Origin of the sequence: Mongoliitalea daihaiensis, assembly GCF_021596945.1 — a bacterium.
Lineage (GTDB): Bacteria > Bacteroidota > Bacteroidia > Cytophagales > Cyclobacteriaceae > Mongoliitalea > Mongoliitalea daihaiensis.
The window spans coordinates 3,032,016-3,050,390 of record NZ_CP063779.1 but is presented as its reverse complement, the minus strand read 5'-3'; the positions used below and the strand labels follow the sequence as shown (position 1 = coordinate 3,050,390).

At 38.1% G+C, this 18,375-nt stretch carries 15 protein-coding genes; 7 read left to right on the top strand and 8 right to left on the bottom strand.

The window, feature by feature from the left end; translation table 11 throughout:
- Positions 1-99 precede the first annotated feature (99 nt).
- Complete coding sequence (locus IPZ59_RS12925; RefSeq protein WP_236136466.1) at positions 100-468, bottom strand: hypothetical protein; 369 nt, start codon at positions 466-468, stop codon at positions 100-102.
- A 153-nt stretch (positions 469-621) separates the two neighbouring features.
- Here IPZ59_RS12925 and fmt point away from each other — a divergent pair, with 153 nt between their 5' ends.
- The 6 genes from fmt (at position 622) to IPZ59_RS12895 (ending at position 6,648) form a co-directional block, all read left to right on the top strand.
- Positions 622-1,545 carry a methionyl-tRNA formyltransferase gene (gene fmt / locus IPZ59_RS12920; RefSeq protein ID WP_236136465.1) on the top strand — a complete coding sequence of 308 codons (924 nt, stop codon included), beginning with the start codon at positions 622-624 and terminating at the stop codon, positions 1,543-1,545.
- Positions 1,546-1,629: 84 nt separating this feature from the next.
- Positions 1,630-2,535, top strand: a complete 906-nt coding sequence (locus IPZ59_RS12915; protein WP_236136464.1) for a DUF4412 domain-containing protein — start codon at positions 1,630-1,632, stop codon at positions 2,533-2,535.
- Between the two features lie 145 nt (positions 2,536-2,680).
- Entirely contained in the window at positions 2,681-3,175 is a 495-nt protein-coding gene (locus IPZ59_RS12910; protein WP_236136463.1) for a dihydrofolate reductase, read from the top strand.
- 2 nt (positions 3,176-3,177) lie between these two features.
- Positions 3,178-3,963: an SDR family oxidoreductase gene (locus IPZ59_RS12905; protein ID WP_236136462.1), complete on the top strand. Its 786-nt coding sequence runs from the start codon at positions 3,178-3,180 to the stop codon at positions 3,961-3,963.
- Positions 3,964-3,991: 28 nt separating this feature from the next.
- Positions 3,992-5,257, top strand: a complete 1,266-nt coding sequence (locus tag IPZ59_RS12900; RefSeq protein WP_236136461.1) for a competence/damage-inducible protein A — start codon at positions 3,992-3,994, stop codon at positions 5,255-5,257.
- Positions 5,258-5,340: 83 nt separating this feature from the next.
- Complete coding sequence (locus IPZ59_RS12895; RefSeq protein WP_236136460.1) at positions 5,341-6,648, top strand: dihydrolipoamide acetyltransferase family protein; 1,308 nt, start codon at positions 5,341-5,343, stop codon at positions 6,646-6,648.
- Positions 6,649-6,724: 76 nt separating this feature from the next.
- On the opposite strand, the gene IPZ59_RS12890 is transcribed toward IPZ59_RS12895, so the two are convergent.
- The 7 genes from IPZ59_RS12890 to IPZ59_RS12860 form a co-directional block, all read right to left on the bottom strand.
- Positions 6,725-9,601 (bottom strand): PAS domain-containing hybrid sensor histidine kinase/response regulator, encoded by a 2,877-nt coding sequence (locus IPZ59_RS12890; RefSeq protein WP_236136459.1) that lies wholly within the window; start codon positions 9,599-9,601, stop codon positions 6,725-6,727.
- The gene (locus tag IPZ59_RS12885) at positions 9,598-10,524 is read right to left on the bottom strand and encodes a PDC sensor domain-containing protein (RefSeq protein ID WP_236136458.1); all 927 of its coding nucleotides are present in this window, start codon (positions 10,522-10,524) and stop codon (positions 9,598-9,600) included. The genes IPZ59_RS12890 and IPZ59_RS12885 overlap by 4 nt, the downstream gene beginning before the upstream one ends.
- Positions 10,525-10,614: 90 nt before the next feature.
- Positions 10,615-10,854, bottom strand: coding sequence for a hypothetical protein (locus IPZ59_RS12880; RefSeq protein WP_236136457.1), 240 nt, complete (start codon positions 10,852-10,854; stop codon positions 10,615-10,617).
- A complete protein-coding gene (locus IPZ59_RS12875; RefSeq protein ID WP_236136456.1) occupies positions 10,851-11,264 on the bottom strand; it encodes an OsmC family protein in 414 nt (137 codons plus the stop codon). Before IPZ59_RS12875 ends, IPZ59_RS12880 begins: the two co-directional genes overlap by 4 nt.
- A 65-nt stretch (positions 11,265-11,329) precedes the next feature.
- Positions 11,330-14,707, bottom strand: a complete 3,378-nt coding sequence (locus tag IPZ59_RS12870; RefSeq protein WP_236136455.1) for a methylmalonyl-CoA mutase family protein — start codon at positions 14,705-14,707, stop codon at positions 11,330-11,332.
- Positions 14,708-15,032: 325 nt separating this feature from the next.
- Positions 15,033-16,541: an LruC domain-containing protein gene (locus IPZ59_RS12865; RefSeq protein WP_236136454.1), complete on the bottom strand. Its 1,509-nt coding sequence runs from the start codon at positions 16,539-16,541 to the stop codon at positions 15,033-15,035.
- A gap of 11 nt (positions 16,542-16,552) precedes the next feature.
- Positions 16,553-16,948, bottom strand: a complete 396-nt coding sequence (locus IPZ59_RS12860) for a hypothetical protein (protein WP_236136453.1) — start codon at positions 16,946-16,948, stop codon at positions 16,553-16,555.
- Positions 16,949-17,283: 335 nt separating this feature from the next.
- Here IPZ59_RS12860 and IPZ59_RS12855 point away from each other — a divergent pair, with 335 nt between their 5' ends.
- A complete protein-coding gene (locus tag IPZ59_RS12855) occupies positions 17,284-18,375 on the top strand; it encodes a site-2 protease family protein (RefSeq protein ID WP_236136452.1) in 1,092 nt (363 codons plus the stop codon).

Below are 18,375 nucleotides of genomic sequence, written 5' to 3'. Positions count from 1 at the left end.
TCAGCTCTTCTTGAATAGACTGTTCAGCAAAGTTGACTTCCTAAAGTCACTTGTGGTTTAATGAAAAGACTTAATAGCAATGCACTGTTGGAAACAGCACTAGGGGGCATTTCTAAAAATACTCGTACCTACAAAAAACTGATATACTATTTGAATTTTTGGAGGCTGAATAAAAAAATCATCCTGGTACACTTCAAGTGGTACAATTACTGAAAGAAGAAAATCAACCACCTTGATTTGTTCCGTTCGTTCAAACAAAACCAAAGGATATTCTAGTGCTCGTGATATTTTAGCAGGAAAATCAAAATCATCAAAATCTTGCTCTGTCAAGATTTCAATATCCTGATAAAGTACATCCTCAACATCTTCGAAATGATCACATACAGCCAATGCTGAAAAAAGTAAGGCATTCAATACCAGTACAAGTTTCACAAAAGTTTTGTTGCTTTGGAGTAGGCTAATGGTCATATATTTCTAAAGATGAATTATCAAGGATCATCTTTGTTTTATAAAACGTGGAGACGAAGAAAAACTATTAAAGGTTACTTAACTGGAAAGTTTTTAGCCTCCTTTCATATTTTTTTACAAATTTTACAATCCTAATAGATACACAAGCGTACGATGAACAAAGATTTACGGATTATATATATGGGAACTCCTGAGTTTGCAGTTCCTTCCCTACAAAAATTGGTCGCTGCTGATTGGAAAGTAGTCGCTGTAATCACCGCACCAGATAAGCCCAAAGGGCGAGGCCAAAAGCTGATCCCTTCTCCGGTCAAAGAAGCAGCAACCGAATTAAAGATTCCTGTGTTACAACCTACCAACCTTAAATCTCCAGAATTTTTAGAAGAACTTGCCTCCTATCAAGCAGACCTTCAAATTGTAGTGGCTTTTCGCATGCTTCCAGAAGTAGTATGGGGTATGCCTACTATGGGGACTTTTAATTTACATGCTTCTTTACTTCCTAACTACAGAGGAGCTGCTCCCATCAATTGGGCCATCATCAATGGAGAAACCGAAACAGGTATGACTACATTTTTCCTCAAACATGAAATTGATACAGGAAATATCATTTTGCAGGAAAAAGAGCCGATTCATCCAGAAGATACTATTGGAACACTCTACAGTCGGATGATGGAAAAAGGAGCTTTACTTGTAGTCAAAACTGTTGAAATGATTGCTACAGGTACTGTAAAAACTACCCCTCAAAACGAGGCAGAGTTTATTCATCATGCACCTAAAATTTTCAAAGAAAATTGCCAGATTGACTGGACTAAAGATGCTCAATCTATCCATAATCTGGTGAGAGGATTATCACCCTATCCTGCTGCCTGGACAGTTTTGCATGATAAAGTATGTAAAATTTACCGATCAGAAGTAGTCCCAATCACCCTTTCAAATCTCCAACCAGGAGAATGGAGCAGTGATGGTAAAACCTTTTTATATTATCAAACTGGATATGGGACACTTCAAATAAAAGAACTGCAGCTCGAAGGTAAAAAACGGATGGCTATCGAAGAGTTTCTAAGGGGGTACAAGTTGTAACCTCCTTTTAAAAAAATTAAGAGACCACTTTTGATTCTTTTCTAAAATCATTAACTTTCAACGTTTTAACTAATCATTTTTACTATGAAAGCTTGTATTTTACTATTATTGACCTTATTCTTTACCTCCTCTGTTGATGCACAATTGATGAGACAGTTGAAAAACGCAGCTGAAAAGGGAGTCAGCAGGGCTGTAGAAAAACGCGTAGAAGCGGAAGCTGAGAAAATAGCTCAAAAGCAGCTCGAAAAAGCATTTGGAGAGATGTATGGCTCGGACGTCCCAAGGGGTTTTGACATGAGCAAGATTCTGAAGGGCCTCGGAGAAGATGTAGAGATTGCAGATGCTTATGCTTTTACAGGTCATCAAGTAATGGAGATTACCGGTCAAGACGAAAAAGGAAAAAGCAATGAACCATTGCAAATGAAGATTTTCTTCCCGGAAGAAGCGCATATAATGGGTTTTGAGGCTACTCCAGAAGGTAAAAATAAGAAAGATGGTAGTTTCTTTATGATTTATGATTTTTTCAAAAATGCTTCCATCATCCTGATGGATACCGATGGTAAGAAAAATAGAATGGCTTATGGGATTGATTTGATGGGAATAGCCACGGACACCATAGAATCCGAAGATACCAGTGACCCCAGTACCTATATGATATCTAAAACTGGAAAAACCAAAACGATTTTCGGGCACACCTGCGAAGAATATTTATTGGATAACGAGGAAGGAACAGCTCATTATTGGATCAGTTCAGACAAAATCAGCAGCAATCAGACATTTTTCGGCAATGGCAATCCCTTTTTGCAAGCCCGTCTCCAAAGCTCACCAAGTTCCTTTGAAAATCTACCCAAAGGCAATCTTTTTGAAATGGAATTCATAAGTAAAACGGATAAAAGTAATCTTAAAATGACAACGATAGCCTTAGAAAACGATCAAGCTACGCGCTTTTTAATGGCCGATTATCCAAGTTTATTTGAAAGTATAGATTGATTTTAGGATCATTCCTCATGCATCCCGATCACAAACTATCCGAATCAAGAACAATTTTGGCGAAAAGTGGCTTATATCGGAAGGATAAAGAGTCAAAATGATTTTCAAAATCATCAAACCTTGGTAACTTGTCAAAAAAATCACCTTGAAAATCTCTATTATAGTCGCTGTCGCTAAGAATCAAGTCATTGGAAATAACAATGAATTGATCTGGAAATTATCTGCTGACCTAAAGTATTTTAAAAATACTACCACCGGACATCATATAATCATGGGAAGAAAAACCTATGAGTCTGTGGGGAAACCCCTGCCCAACCGAACATCCGTTATCATCAGTAGAAATCCAAATTTTGTAGTACCGGAAGGGCATCATTTGGTGAATTCATGGGAACAAGCCGTTCAACTTTGTATTTCTAAAAAACTGGAAAAAGTGTATGTAATTGGAGGTGCGGAAATATATAAGATAGCTTTACCCTTTGCAGATGAATTATTGGTAACGGAAGTAGATGCATATCCAGAAGGAGATGCCTTTTTCCCAAAGATCCTAACAGATGAATGGACAGAAACCCATAGGGAAAGTTTTCAAAAAGATGAGAAAAATGAGTTTAATTACGCCTTTGTACTATACAAACGTAAATGAACATGAGTAAACAAACCATTTGGATAACAGGTGCTTCTTCTGGCATCGGAGAAGCAGTGACTCAAAAATTTCTTCAAGAAGGGTACCAAGTGATTATTTCAGCAAGAAACCGAACCAAACTAGAGGAAATCCGAAATAACAGTCCTTTCAAAAGCTCCATAGCAATCCTTCCGCTTGATCTCACTCAAAGTCGGGAATTTGAAGAGAAAGTAACAGAAGCTATCCATGCCTTTGGATCGATTGATATTCTCTTAAACAACGGCGGTATCAGTCAACGGTCATTAATCCATGAAACCTCTCTTGAAGTAGATAGAAAAATCATGGAGGTAAATTATTTTGGAACAATAGCTTTGAGTAAAGCCCTACTCCCCCATTTTTTAAAACAAAAAAAGGGGCAATTTGCTGTTATCAGTAGTCTCGTAGGAAAGTTTGGAACTCCCTTCCGATCATCTTACGCTGCATCCAAGCATGCGCTGCACGGTTTTTTTGATACGTTAAGAGCTGAACACGTGCAAGATAATCTTCGTGTAACGATGATTTGCCCTGGATTTATCCGTACAAATGTCTCTATCAATGCATTGACTGGAGATGGGTCAGCATTAGGAGTAATGGATGATGCTCAAGAGAAGGGTATGAGCCCGGAAACCTGTGCAAATTCAATTTATAAAGCCATCATCCAACAAAAAGAAGAAGTGCTGATCGGTGGTAAAGAAAAATATGCCGTGTATCTCAAACGGTTTTTCCCTTCCATTTTTTCAAAACTAGTCGCCAAAGCTAAGGTTCGGTAACAGAGCCCATTCCAAAACACTTGTATTCATGTCTCATTATCAAGAAGTAAAAGCAGAAATTATAGCCATCGGAGACGAATTGCTGTATGGTCAGATTATTGATACCAATTCTCATTGGATTAGTCAAGAACTCGATAAAATCGGCGTTCGTGTCGTACAACGTACAACAGTAGGAGATTCCCGTGAAGCAATTTTAACTGCATTCTCATTAGCCGCATCGAGGGCAGACATCCTTTTGATGACTGGTGGACTTGGTCCTACCAATGACGATCTGACCAAACCCTTGCTTGCAGAATATTTTAACTGTGAAATCAAACTGGTGCCCGAAGCCTTAGAAGCAGTACGTACATTTTTTGAAAAAAGAGGCCGGGAATTAACGGAGTTGAATAAGCTCCAAGCGCATTTGCCAACTAAATGCGAGTATATTCCTAATATATTGGGCACAGCTCCAGGGATGTGGTTTTATCAAGATGGCAAAATATGGATGTCTATGCCTGGTGTCCCTTATGAAATGAAAAAGCTGATGGAAGACCATGTACTCCCTCGAATAAAATCATCTTTTCAACTTCCTATCATTTACCATAAAGTTGTAAAAACTGTAGGCATTGGAGAAAGTTGGTTAGCAGATGTCATCAAGGATTGGGAAAAACAGCTACCTAGTCATATTAAATTAGCTTATTTGCCTTCACTAGGACAAGTACGTTTGCGATTAACGGCATTCGGAGAAGACTACGATCGCTTAAAAAACGAGGTGGATTTACAGTTGATACAGCTAATGCCTTTGATTGAAAAATATGTCTACGGCTATGATTCAGACACCCTCGAAGAAACCATTGGCCAAATGCTGAAAATACGAGGGAAAACCGTTGCCTTGGCAGAAAGCTGTTCCGGAGGTTTTATTTCTCATATGATCACCTCAGTACCCGGTAGCAGTGCATATTTTCAGGGAAGCATGGTTCCTTATCATAATCACTTTAAGCATGAGTTATTAGGAGTAGATGAATTAACTTTGCAGAGAAATGGTGCTGTTAGCGAAGAAACAATCATTCAAATGGCCGAAAATATTCGGGTAAAATATGAAGCTGATTATGGACTGGCCAGTAGCGGAATCGCTGGTCCTGGAGGAGGCTGGGCAGAAAAGCCAGTGGGTACAGTTTGGATAGCTTGTAGCAGCCAAAGCAAAACAATCACCAAAAAACTTCAATTGACACAAGACCGTACATTGAATATTCAATTGACAGCAATTGCAGGTTTAAATTTACTCCGTTCTTGCATTTTGGATCAAACAGAATAAAAATTTTGTTATTTGATTTTGCAATAGCAAAAATAAAATTTAATTTTAAAAGTCAGAAATAAACCCAATTAAATAAGTTAACTATGGCGACAGTAGAGATGTTGATGCCCAAAATGGGTGAGAGTATCATAGAGGGTACAATCCTTACTTGGCTAAAAAAAGAAGGTGATACCATTGAGCAAGATGAATCTGTTTTAGAGGTGGCTACGGATAAAGTTGATACCGAAGTACCTGCAATCCACGGAGGCATCTTGAAACAAATTCTTGCAAAAGAAGGCGATGTAGTTGCCGTTGGTGCTCCTATTGCCATCATTGAAACATCTGGAGAAGTTTCTGCTCCTGCCGAAGCAGCCAGCGCTATTCAAAACGAGGTAAAAGAAGAGTTGATCGCAGCAGCACCTGCACAAACCTCTACAATTATCTCCACACCAAGCGCTCCTGCCACAGCAGTAGATGATGACAGGTTTTACTCTCCATTGGTGATGAGTATTTGTAAAAAAGAAAATATTAGCAAAGCAGAATTGGCCAGCATCCCTGGTACGGGAAAAGACGGAAGAGTAACTAAGCAAGATATGCTTCGCTACTTAGAAAACAAAAGTAAAAAATCAGTACCTACCGTAGTTTCTACACCTGCCCCTGCTCCCACCTACGTTGCTCCTAAGGTTGAAATGAGCATCTCCGCTCAGGATGAAATTATCGAAATGGACCGCATGCGTAAAATGATTGCCCAGCGTATGGTGGATTCCAAAAGAATTTCTCCCCATGTGACTTCATTTGTTGAAGCAGATGTAACCAATATTGTACTATGGAGAAATAAGGTGAAAGATGCGTATAAAAAGAAAGAAGGAGAAGCACTTACATTCACTCCTTTCTTTATTCAGGCAGTTGCCAGAGCTATCAAAGACTTCCCAATGATTAATATCTCCGTGGACGGAGAAAATATCATAAAGAAAAGAGACATTAACATTGGTGTTGCAGTAGCCCTTCCATCAGGTAATCTAATTGTGCCTGTAATCAGAAATGCTGATCAATACAACCTCACGGGTCTTTCAAAAAAAATCAATGATTTGGCCAATAGAGCTCGGATCAATAAACTTTCTCCGGATGAATTGGGCGGTGGTACTTACACTGTTTCCAATGTTGGTTCTTTTGGAAATGTAATGGGAACACCTATCATTATGCAGCCACAAGTAGCCATTTTAGCAGTAGGTGCAATCCAAAAGAAACCAGCGGTTGTAGAAACACCTACAGGAGATGTGATAGCTATTCGCCATAAAATGTTTCTTTCTCATTCCTACGACCACAGAGTAGTCGATGGATCACTTGGGGGGATGTTTGTCAAAAGAGTTTCTGACTATTTAGAAGCATTTGACCTACATACTGAATTATAAATGAAGCACTCCAATGGTCATGTGATTTTCGTTCTTTGAGAAATATTTTTCAGGAACATACAATCGCATGACCTCTTTATTTTTTTTGAACGCTAATAAAAATCCGGTAAAGAGTTTGGGCTATAATTTCAATATCTATAGGCTTGGACAGATAGCCAGTCATCCCTAGTTGGATGGCTTTTTCCCGGTCTTCATTAAATGCATTGGCGGAAAGACCCCAAATTTGGGGAGTATTAATTAAATCAAGCTTCAAAATCTCTTTAGTAGCTTCCAGTCCATTCAGTTTGGGCATTTGAATGTCCATAAACACCATGTCGTAATACTTGCGTTGGACGGCTGCGACCGCTTCTAAGCCATTGACGACAAAGTCTACTTCGTAGCCCAATTGGTCCATCAACATTTGCATAAAGACAATATTTGTATTATTGTCCTCTGCTATCAAGATACTTAACGGATATTTTTTACCGAAAGAAGGATTCAATTCTCTTTTCTCAATACCATCCGTAACTATCTGTTGCTCTGGTATTGCTTTTTCAGATATAGATTTAGCAAAAACAGAAAAAGAAAAAACAGAACCCAATCCTTCTTCACTTTCAATTAGCAATTCCCCTCCCATGAGCTCCAAGATCTTTTTTGAAATTGCAAGCCCCAAACCAGTACCCTGATACTCTCTGGTATTACTTCCATCTAATTGAAAGAAGGGTTCTGTTAATTCTGAAATTTTATTCTTGGGGATACCTATACCAGAATCTTTGACCTCGAAAAGTAACATGATTGTGTCGTCAATGATAGGTTCACATGATAGATTTACATGAACATATCCACCACTTTGGGTGAATTTGATGGAATTACTGAGGATATTTGAAATCACTTGTACAAGTTTTTCGCGATCTACCTCCACCAGGTCTGGTATATCACCTTGATATTGAAAGGAAAAATTAATCTTCTTTTCTTTCAACAAACCTTCGAATAGCTGAAAGCTTTGTTCCATTTCTTTTTTGAAATGAAAAACAATCGGTTTTAATGACATTGCACCGGATTCAATTTTAGAATAATCAAGGATATCATTGATAATTCCAGAAAGATTTTTTCCTGATGACCTCAACAGTTGTATGTATTCTACTTGTTGAGCATTAAGATGTGTAGTCTCAATTAAGCTAACAATTCCCAATAAGGCATTCATGGGGGTCCTGATTTCATGCGACATATTGGCTAAAAACTCCGACTTTGCTTTATTGGCTTGTTCCGCTGCCTCGACAGCTTCCTTCAGTCCCCGTTCCCATACTTTCTGCGAAGTTACATCCCTAGCTATTGAAATGACGCGGGTTTCATCTAATTTAAAAATTCGTGTTTCAAAAATACGAGTGCCTACGGGGACTTGAAGCTCCATATCTATCCGTTGAATCTGCTTCGATTCCTTGGCATTTTTAATCATTTCATATACTTTGGATCCAAATTTCTCTGGTAAAACTTCACGTACATTTTTACCTATGGAAGCTAAAGGAGGATACAGTAGAAGTGTTTCATCTTGCACATAATAATCCAAGAAGTTACCCTCATTATCATATATGAAAATCAAGTCTGGAAGTGACTCTAAAACTGATCTCAAACTCTCTTCAGATCGAATTCTTTCTTGGTCTACATTATACTGTTCATCAATATCCGTAAAAATCCCTACCGTACCTTGATAAGTCCCTTGTTGATCAAACAATAACTTTTCAAAGACTTTGACTCTAATTTTTTGACCATTTTTTTTGAATAAAAAGAAGTCTGACTTAAAAATTTCCTGTTTTTTTTCTATGCTCTTAGCCGAGGCTACTCTCAAAGGTTCTAATGACTCAGGAGCTATGAATGATTGAAAGTTTTTTAAGAAATCTTCTTTTTCGTAGCCCAATACATTTTTTACTTCTTCACCTACACTTATCATTTCATTTTTTTCATTTTGGAAATAAATGAAGCCATTCGACTCTTGTAGCAAAAGTGTTTGGCGTTTAAAAAGTTCTTCTATTTCTTTTGCGCTTTTTGCTAATGACTTGTTGGAAGAAGATATGGCATAATTAAATTGATATAGAATGAAAAACACAATGACAATTAACGATAAAAGAGCAATGATGATATAGATGTAGGCAGTATAAGCTCTGGAAGGATTGCCCTCAAATGATTGAATAAAAACCATGGAAACTTCTTTCTCCAAAGGGTATAAGCGCACTGGATAAAAATATATCCAAACAGGGAGATCCACTATGTCACTCTGGATCATCATTCCCTCCACCATTCCTTTTAACCCATTCTGGAGATTCTCTTGCACAAATTGTTGACTAGAATCATCCAATTGATACCCGAAAAAATAGGAGTCGTCCACTAAATCATACATTTCATTATCAATAATGATAAACTTTGAAGCTGTAGCACCCAAATAGTAATTTGACAACTGATTTTCTGCAAAGCGTTCTAAATTGACAAACACTTTCACCGAAAGACTTTTAGGGGAGTTTTTGAGTAAAAATGCATTACTTGTTACGGTCGCTTTTTTATCGGGATCTCTAAACTGTTGGATAAAACTATTTTTACTATCAAAATGGAAAGACACGAGATGATTCGGAAATCTTACGATTAAGGTATCTAGCAAATCTCTGTGATTATTAAAAATCCTTTTCACTCTTCGTTCAAAAGCCAACTGCTCATTTCCAGTACGTTCATAAGTCCATGACTCCAAATTATTAATGAGAAAAAGCATATCATCGAACATCGCATTAAAAGACTTTTCAGTTTCCTTTCCCGCAAGTTCAATTTGTTTGCTCATTGTAAAGTTGTTGCTTTGAATTTGGTTTTCTTCCAATGCATGAAAAAAGTAAAAAGCAAGAAACAAAATTGCAAAAACCAAAGAAACACCCAAATACACAAGTCCTCTTGATGCTTTGTCTATTTTAAAAAAACCAATTATTTTTTTCATCTCCAAGTTAAATCAACGAGATACCAGTCCATTTTATCAAACTTCTTAACTACTCCAGAAAATTGATCAAAGTCGTTTTGAAAATTAAACTCACGCTTATTTCCCAATAAAATATCTGAGACTAGGCTTCTAACCAACTGATTTTTACTTTTGAATAAGTTGAATTGCTCAGGTCTAAAACTATCTGAGATAATGGTTTGACTATACGTATGGTCTTTTAAAGGTGGAAGCGACAAGGCCTCGATTGCTCTAGACTTCCCTGCTACAAGCGTTCCTGTAGCATCTATGATGATCATTTGCTTGGAATATTGATTGATATAGTTTTCTATTATCTCCTTTAATGTTATATCGAAGCCAAGCACAAATAAAAGCTCATCATCATGATATACGGGATAAATCAGAGACACCATCCAGCCTTTCCCAACTGGATCAAGGTAGATATCAGATACCCATTTAAATCCCCCGGTAGGATTATTTTCAGCCAATGCTTCGTAATAAAAATTAAACTCTGTCAAATCAAGATCCGCTTCTAAATTGTTTTTTGCAGGATAGGGAGGAAACAATTTCCCTACCTGTAACCCTGAGTTGAAATAAACTTGGGAAATGGTTGGATTATTTTGAATAACCTGCTTGAAGCGCTCATCTAAAGGACTAGACCATATCAAAAGCTCTTTAACCTCCATCAGATCCGGTGTCAGCTCGGAGATGTAAACCGTACTAAGGTCGGGATTTGCATCTGGCTCTGAATTAATGATGAGATTCGATAAATCTATAGAAAAATAGGGATTTGATGGATCCGCTTTTTCAAAACTTTGATATAACTGTAATGAAAAAGCTCCGAGTTCTTGAATTTCGATTTCAAATTGGTTGAAATCATACTCCATCAATGCAATTACTGCCTCCAATTCTAAGGATCGTTCCATAGAATTCTTCTGAGGACTAGAGCAACCTAGATACCCTAACAAACAGAAAAGAAATACCAGTAATCTCAACATCTTTAGCTTTTAGTAAAGCTAAAGATTTTCTAATTCTTTTCGAAAAGTTTCTCCCATTTCTTCGAAACGCATCAGCACAGATTCAAAAAAGACTCCCTGATAAAAATTTTGCAAATCCCCTTCATCCATTACATCTAGTTCCGGGATTTTAAAGGTTTGCTCCATCGGCCCCAATTCAAATTTGACCAAGTATTTATTATTCCAAGAGAATATGGATATCCGTACCTCTTCTTTTATAAACTCCTGAATCACCCTCATGGCTTTCTTACTTCAGATGTATACGAAATCTCAGATTTGATGGAAGAGGCTACTGAGCAATATTTATCCACTGATAAAGCTACTACTTTGGCAAATTCTTCTACTGTGGCATCGGGAGAAACCAAAACAAAATTCATCCGAATGTGCGTGTAAAATGCAGGAACACCATCCTGACGGGTACCTTCTACTTCTACAAAAAAATCAACAATAGTTTTCCTTTTTTTCCTCATCATCAAGACTGCATCTACTGAACTACAACCTCCCAATGCTGACAAAAGCAAGTCCATGGGGGACTGCGCTTTTTTGTTGGGGGCATCGTACATATCAATGGCTACCGTATTGCCTTGTTGGTTGGTTGCTTCGTATTCGTAGTCACTTTTCATACGGACTACTGATGTGCGTGTACTCATCTTACTAAATATATTTTATTAAAAACCAAAACAGGCTGAAAGAAAGTTCAGCCTGTTTTGAAAACTTACATATTTCTTCGGTATTGTCCACCAACGTCGTAGAGGGCATTGGTGATTTGGCCCAAAGAGCAAACCTTACTTGCCTCCATCAATCGCTCAAAGATATTACCGTTTCTAATGGCAACCTCCTGAAGAACTGACAACTCTTGTTTAATTTGCTTGGTATTTCGAAGATGTAAGGACTGAAGTGTACGAATTTGATCTTCTTTTTCATCAATAGTTGCACGGATGACCTCCCCTGGAGTTACTGTAGGAGAACCTTCCGAAGATAGAAAGGTGTTTACACCAATGATTGGATATTCTCCTGTATGCTTAAGCATTTCATAATGCAGACTTTCTTCCTGAATTTTTCCTCGTTGATACATAGTCTCCATCGCACCAAGTACCCCTCCTCTTTCAGTAATCCTATCAAATTCAGTGTATACTGCTTCTTCGACCAAATCTGTCAACTCTTCGATAATAAATGCTCCCTGAATAGGATTTTCGTTTTTGGCAAGTCCCAGTTCTTTATTAATGATTAACTGAATAGCCATTGCTCTTCTTACTGAAGCCTCTGTAGGTGTTGTAATTGCCTCATCATAGGCATTTGTATGCAAAGAATTGCAATTATCATAAATCGCATACAACGCTTGTAATGTCGTACGGATATCATTAAAATCAATCTCTTGTGCATGCAACGAACGACCGGATGTCTGAATATGATACTTCAACATTTGGGAACGCTCGTTTGCACCATATTTTAGCTTCATGGCTTTTGCCCAAATCCTTCTTGCTACCCTGCCGATCACCGAATACTCCGGATCAATTCCATTGGAGAAGAAAAACGAAAGATTTGGAGCAAATTTATTAATATCCATGCCTCTAGAAACATAATACTCCACATAAGTAAAGCCATTGGATAGTGTCAATGCTAACTGAGTAATTGGATTGGCACCAGCTTCAGCTATGTGGTATCCAGAGATAGAAACTGAATAGAAATTTCTCACCTGATGATTGATAAAATACTGCTGTACATCTCCCATCAGTCTCAATGAAAACTCTGTAGAAAAAATACAGGTATTTTGTGCCTGATCTTCTTTGAGAATATCTGCTTGAACAGTTCCACGAACAGTTGTTAAGGTATATGCTTTAATTTCTTCATACACCTCTTTTGGCAGCACCTGATCGCCTGTTACCCCTAGAAGCATCAAACCTAAGCCATCATTTCCCTCAGGGACTTGGGTATTGTACACTGGTCGTGGCGTTCCTTTTTCTTGGTAAATGGCTTCAATCTTTGCATTAACCTCATCCTCCAAACCATGCTTTTTTATGTATAGTTCGCATTGCTGATCGATGGCTGCATTCATAAAAAATGCCGTCATGGTTGCCGCAGGGCCATTGATGGTCATGGAAACTGATGTTTTGGGATCAGCAAGGTTAAAACCTGAATATAACTTTTTAGCGTCGTCCAAACAGCAAACGTTCACTCCTGAATTTCCAATTTTACCATAGATATCTGGTCTGTAATCAGGATCTTCTCCATAAAGTGTAACGGAGTCAAAAGCGGTCGACAAACGCTTGGCAGGCATACCTTTAGATACGTAGTGAAAACGCTTATTGGTACGCTCAGGTCCACCTTCACCGGCAAACATACGCGTAGGATCCTCGCCTTCTCTCTTGAAAGGAAATACGCCTGAGGTATATGGAAACTCACCCGGAACATTTTCTTTGAGTCCCCATTTCAATAAATCCCCCCAAGCCTCGTATTTTGGCAATGCCACTTTCGGGATTTTTGTTTGAGAGAGTGATGTGGTATAGGTCTGGATTTTAATTTCTTTGTCACGGACTTTAAAGATGTAAAAATCATTGGCATATTTTTCAACCTTTCCAGGCCATTCTTCCAGCCACTTTTTGTTTTTAGGGTCCAAATCAAGTTCGACTTCCGCATACACTTCCTGCAGTTCTTTCAAAAGCCTGTCCTTATCTGCTACATCAATAGACTGAATGGCTTCCATGGATTTTTGAATAGAGAATAGCTTTTGCGCAACTTCTTTTTGATCCTCCACCCACTTGTCATAATGCCTGTTATTTTCCGAAATTTCAGATAAATATCGGGTCCGAGCCGGTGGAATGATATAGATTTTTTCAGACATCTCTTTAGTCACTTCAAAGGAAGTCTGTAGGTCCACACCAGTCTTTTCTACTAACTTATGAATAATCGCCTTGTAGAGATTATTCATTCCAGGATCATTAAACTGTGATGCGATGGTACCAAATACCGGTATATCCTCATCCGCTATATCCCAAAGGTTGTGGTTTCTCTTATATTGTTTTTTGACATCTCTCAAGGCATCCTGAGCACCTCTTTTGTCAAACTTGTTCAATGCAATGATATCGGCAAAATCCAACATGTCTATTTTCTCCAACTGCGTAGCCGCGCCATACTCTGGAGTCATGACGTAGAGAGACATATCCGAATGTTCGATGATTTCGGTATCGGACTGACCAATTCCTGAAGTCTCTAAGATGATCAAATCGAAATCCGCAGACTTCACGATATCTACCGCATCCTGTACATATTTGGATAATGCCAAATTAGATTGACGAGTGGCCAATGAGCGCATGTACACGCGCGAATGATTAATGGCATTCATACGGATCCTATCACCTAACAAAGCTCCGCCTGTTTTTCTCTTTGATGGATCTACTGAGATGATGGCAATATTTTTATCTGTAAAATCCAACAAAAATCTACGCACCAACTCATCCACTAAAGATGATTTACCTGCACCACCGGTTCCCGTAATTCCCAAAACAGGAGTTTTGCTAGACGCAGCTGTTTGCTTATAGCCTGCAAGCATTTCTTTACTTTCTTCAGGGAAGTTTTCTGCCGCAGAAATGATCTTTGCGATGCTTGATTTATCAGCCATGCTAGGAACGATACCTGCAACATTTTTACCAACAGGGAAATCAGCTTGTTTGACCAAATCATTGATCATGCCCTGTAATCCCATGGCACGTCCATCGTCCGGAGAATAAATTCGAGTGATGCCGTAAGCATGTAATTCTTTAATCTCTTCTGGAAGAATAGTTCCCCCTCCACCTCCAAAAATCTTGATATGACCGGAGCCTTTCTCATGAAGTAAGTCATGCATGTATTTGAAAAATTCTACGTGACCACCCTGATAAGAAGTGATCGCTATGGCCTGTACATCTTCTTGAATTGCACAATCTACAATTTCCTGCACAGAACGGTTATGACCTAAATGAATAACCTCACAACCCGTAGACTGAATAATTCTACGCATGATATTGATAGCAGCATCATGACCATCAAACAAAGAGGCCGCTGTTACAATCCGGATGTGATTTTGAGGTTTGTAACTCTCTTGGGAAAAAGACATTTCAATTTGGGTTTATATCGCTGAATACTTGTCAAATACTTATTGGCAAATCTAATTCTACCAACTTGCGAATATAAACAAAAAACATGACTACAGGTTTCCGTTGGAAGAAATTTCAAAACAATCTTCTGAAATACCTCATGAAATTCACAAACACCATCTAAAAAAATCATGCATTCGAAAAAAGTATAAAATTATTTTGTATTCAATGAAAAAAGCAGAACAAATATCCGCACCTTTTTTTAATGCTTCAATTGTTCTGCCTTTAATACTCACATGCATCAAGCATGCAAGCAACTAGAACCCTAAACCTAAAACCTAACCACTATTTTCTTTTTATCATTATTTTAGCATCATTTCTATTGCCTGGTTGATCAGCGTACCATTCTCTCGAATTGTTTCCACCGGAGTTAGCCCAATCTCTTAATTTTAAAAAACCATCCGTAACTCGTTCCCTTTCTATCATATATGGCACTGATTCATTAACCCAAATTGCCCAAGGCAAACTTCCTTCTTTTGTCATATAAGTATTGGAGGTTCCTAAAGCAGAGTTATCAGCTCCAGTTCCGAATAACACTGGATTCGCAAGAGAGGTAGGCTGCTTACCTGGTAAGTGAACTTCTCTTCCTCTATCCTGATTCACTATTAAGAATGGATTAAGCATGTCCATTGTCAACAATCTTGAATTTACAGTATTGGGTACAAAGGTTATTGTGATAACCTGAGTTGTAACTTCACTCATGGGTCTATCCGTCTCCACATTGACCCCTGTCCCTCCACCAACTCTTGGGAGAACCTTAAACGCATCATCATATAAAATAACTGTTGCATGGGTCTGATTGGACTCAAGACCATTGGAACTTACCCTGACCAAATCGCCATCAAGTATGGTCCCAGATACTGAGGCAACTTGATTCGGTTGAATACCTGTCAGTTCAATCCCCAATGCATTTCTAAAGCCTGCTCCAATAGCTCGCGTCCTAGATTCAATGATCATTTCTACCAAGTCATTAGTCGCATTGGTTACTTTAGTGATTCTCAAATCATTTACCAAGTCATTGAAATCATAATCTCCTAGGGCGGGCCACAAATCTTCAAATTTCAATGTAGAGTATTCTGCATTTGTAATAAAGGATTTATATGCTCGAGCGGGATCATCTGGAAAATCATCTTCTTCGTCTGGAATACCATCACCATCTCTATCGCTTTGATTTCGGGTGGGCAAGCATCTAAAGGTTGGATCTGAGGCAAAATTTCCTGGGATGACAATATCATCCACAATGGCACGGTTGTTACCACCATTTCCATTAAATGAAATTCTAAACCGAACAGTTTGATTCAGCAACTCTTCCGGAATATCAAATTCATACAAACTGACTGTTGTAGTGTTACTAGGTAAATCTACAGTTTCCAATAAAACAGCTTCTCCTTGAAGATCGGGAATACTTTCATCAATTGGTATGTAAAATAATCGCATAAACCGTGTTTGGCTAGCACTAACATCAAATCTCATCCTGAATGAAATCTTCCCATTCATGGGTTGAATCCAAGGAGTAGTAATTGCGGCAGAAGTTGAATTGTCGCTATTACTTAATGAAGAAGACCGAAAGGATACATTTCCAGAAATTACTGGTTGAGTACCAGATGTAGTGTTAAAGCCTTGGAAAACCCAACAAGTATAAAATGATCGATTTCCCAATTCGGCATCGGCCTCTACTGTTGGAAGGTCAATGGCTACATGTTGGGTCTTATTTTGACTTGAAATTGTCGTAAAGTTTTGAGCATGCAGACTTCCCGAGATAAGCAAACATGCGAGTATGAATAGATTTTTCATGATATAGCTATTTAATCGTTGGAAGGTTCTATTACAGGAAAGGTAAAAGCCATACTGCTTCCTGTAATACTTTTTTCTAGGAGCACTTCACCTATCTCCATAACTAATTTGTTCACATGATTGGGAACGGTAACTGTTAAAGAGAAATCTTGAGTTAAGTCATGAGACCCTTTGAATAATTGGGTACCATCTCCATCCTTCAAGACAAGCGTCCTAACCAAGGAACTAGGGAGGAAAATTTTATCTAAAGTAACAGAGATACTTCTTGTAGTTGTCCAAGTAAATCCCACCGGAGCACTTATCTCAAGTGGATTGTTCACGACCGGATTTTGCGGGCTGTTTGTCTCTTCAGGAATACAGGCAAATGCTGCTAAACCAATCAAGAAACTAAGGAGTACTTTTTTCATATGAATGAATAGTTAAGATACCAACTTTGGCTGTAAACATGCCGTTTTTTAGGCCTTGAATTAGATAGAATTTTTTTTATTTTTTTATCCAAATCCCCTCTCAATTACAGCTGGTTTACAAATAAATATACTTTATTTACACGAATATATCAATTAAAATCAGGGAATAACAAGCGATTTTCGAACCTACTAAAAATGCTTTTTTCACATTTTTCATCAAATACATTATTATCAATTCAAAGAAATTTTTATATATTACATAGGGTGATTTTTGTCAGTATTTTTTTTAAAAATATTTTCGAAATTTATCCACCTAACCATTCGAAACCATACAAATGAACCTTTCCCTACCTCTTGGAACCTACCGAAACATCAAAGTATTTATTCATTGGACCTTCTCTCTACTCCTTTTGTGGATCATCATTTCCAACTACAGACAAGGCATGCCCCCCATGGATATTGCATGGATTATATTTCTGGTACTGGCACTCTTTTTTTGTGTGGTACTCCATGAATTTGGACACGCACTTGCAGCTCAGAAGTATGGAATTCAGACGAAAGATATTGTCTTATATCCTATTGGGGGTGTTGCTCGGTTGGAAAAACTACCAGAAGATCCCAGACAAGAGTTATGGGTAGCAATTGCCGGTCCTTTGGTAAATATTATCATCTTTTTGGCACTTTCTTTCTTCCTTTCCATTCAAGGCTTTAATGTAGATGCCTTGGAAGAAATCAACATTGGACCAGATACTTTTCTTTTATACCTAGCTTCGGCAAATTTGCTTTTGGCTGTATTTAATCTTATACCTGCTTTCCCAATGGATGGGGGTAGAATCCTTCGCGCATTCCTAGCTATTCGACTACCAAGAGCCAAAGCAACTGCCATTGCTGGGGGCATTGGGCAGTTTCTAGCCGTATTTTTCATCTTTTACGGTCTATTTAACAACCCTATACTAGTTCTAATTGGAATTTTTATCTTCTTAGGAGCTGGTGCAGAAGTCAGTCATACCCAACAGGAAAGTATGTTGAAAGGATTCAAAGTCAAGGATGCTATGATGATGAAGTTTCAGATCATAGGATTTGATGCGCCCCTAGAAAAAGCAGTGGAAAAACTACTTAACTCCCAAGCAACTCATTTTGTAGTAGTTAAAGATGATGTCGCAGTAGGAACCTTGAGCCGAAATGAAATCATCAAAGGATTAAAAGAATTTGGCAATCAAGGGAAAATTGAACAAGTAGCTAATATGGAACCATTTAAACTTGAAACTGAAGAAGATCTCAACGAGGCTTGGAGAAATATGCTCACCCGGAAAACAAAAGTCGCATTTGTTATTGAAAACGGTCACTTCTTAGGTATCTTGGACCAAGAGAATATTAGTGAATTTATTTTAGTTAAAAAAGCAATGATTCCTACCATGAACCATTAA

Excerpts from the sequence above, each read along its gene's own strand:
- IPZ59_RS12925 (WP_236136466.1), bottom strand. The coding sequence starts at position 468 with ATGACCATTAGCCTACTCCAAAGCAACAAAACTTTTGTGAAACTTGTA.
- fmt (WP_236136465.1), top strand. The coding sequence starts at position 622 with ATGAACAAAGATTTACGGATTATATATATGGGAACTCCTGAGTTTGCA.
- IPZ59_RS12915 (WP_236136464.1), top strand. The coding sequence starts at position 1,630 with ATGAAAGCTTGTATTTTACTATTATTGACCTTATTCTTTACCTCCTCT.
- IPZ59_RS12905 (WP_236136462.1), top strand. The coding sequence starts at position 3,178 with ATGAGTAAACAAACCATTTGGATAACAGGTGCTTCTTCTGGCATCGGA.
- IPZ59_RS12900 (WP_236136461.1), top strand. The coding sequence starts at position 3,992 with ATGTCTCATTATCAAGAAGTAAAAGCAGAAATTATAGCCATCGGAGAC.
- IPZ59_RS12895 (WP_236136460.1), top strand. The coding sequence starts at position 5,341 with ATGGCGACAGTAGAGATGTTGATGCCCAAAATGGGTGAGAGTATCATA.
- IPZ59_RS12890 (WP_236136459.1), bottom strand. The coding sequence starts at position 9,601 with ATGAAAAAAATAATTGGTTTTTTTAAAATAGACAAAGCATCAAGAGGA.
- IPZ59_RS12885 (WP_236136458.1), bottom strand. The coding sequence starts at position 10,524 with ATGGAACGATCCTTAGAATTGGAGGCAGTAATTGCATTGATGGAGTAT.
- IPZ59_RS12880 (WP_236136457.1), bottom strand. The coding sequence starts at position 10,854 with ATGAGGGTGATTCAGGAGTTTATAAAAGAAGAGGTACGGATATCCATA.
- IPZ59_RS12875 (WP_236136456.1), bottom strand. The coding sequence starts at position 11,264 with ATGAGTACACGCACATCAGTAGTCCGTATGAAAAGTGACTACGAATAC.
- IPZ59_RS12870 (WP_236136455.1), bottom strand. The coding sequence starts at position 14,707 with ATGTCTTTTTCCCAAGAGAGTTACAAACCTCAAAATCACATCCGGATT.
- IPZ59_RS12865 (WP_236136454.1), bottom strand. The coding sequence starts at position 16,541 with ATGAAAAATCTATTCATACTCGCATGTTTGCTTATCTCGGGAAGTCTG.
- IPZ59_RS12860 (WP_236136453.1), bottom strand. The coding sequence starts at position 16,948 with ATGAAAAAAGTACTCCTTAGTTTCTTGATTGGTTTAGCAGCATTTGCC.
- IPZ59_RS12855 (WP_236136452.1), top strand. The coding sequence starts at position 17,284 with ATGAACCTTTCCCTACCTCTTGGAACCTACCGAAACATCAAAGTATTT.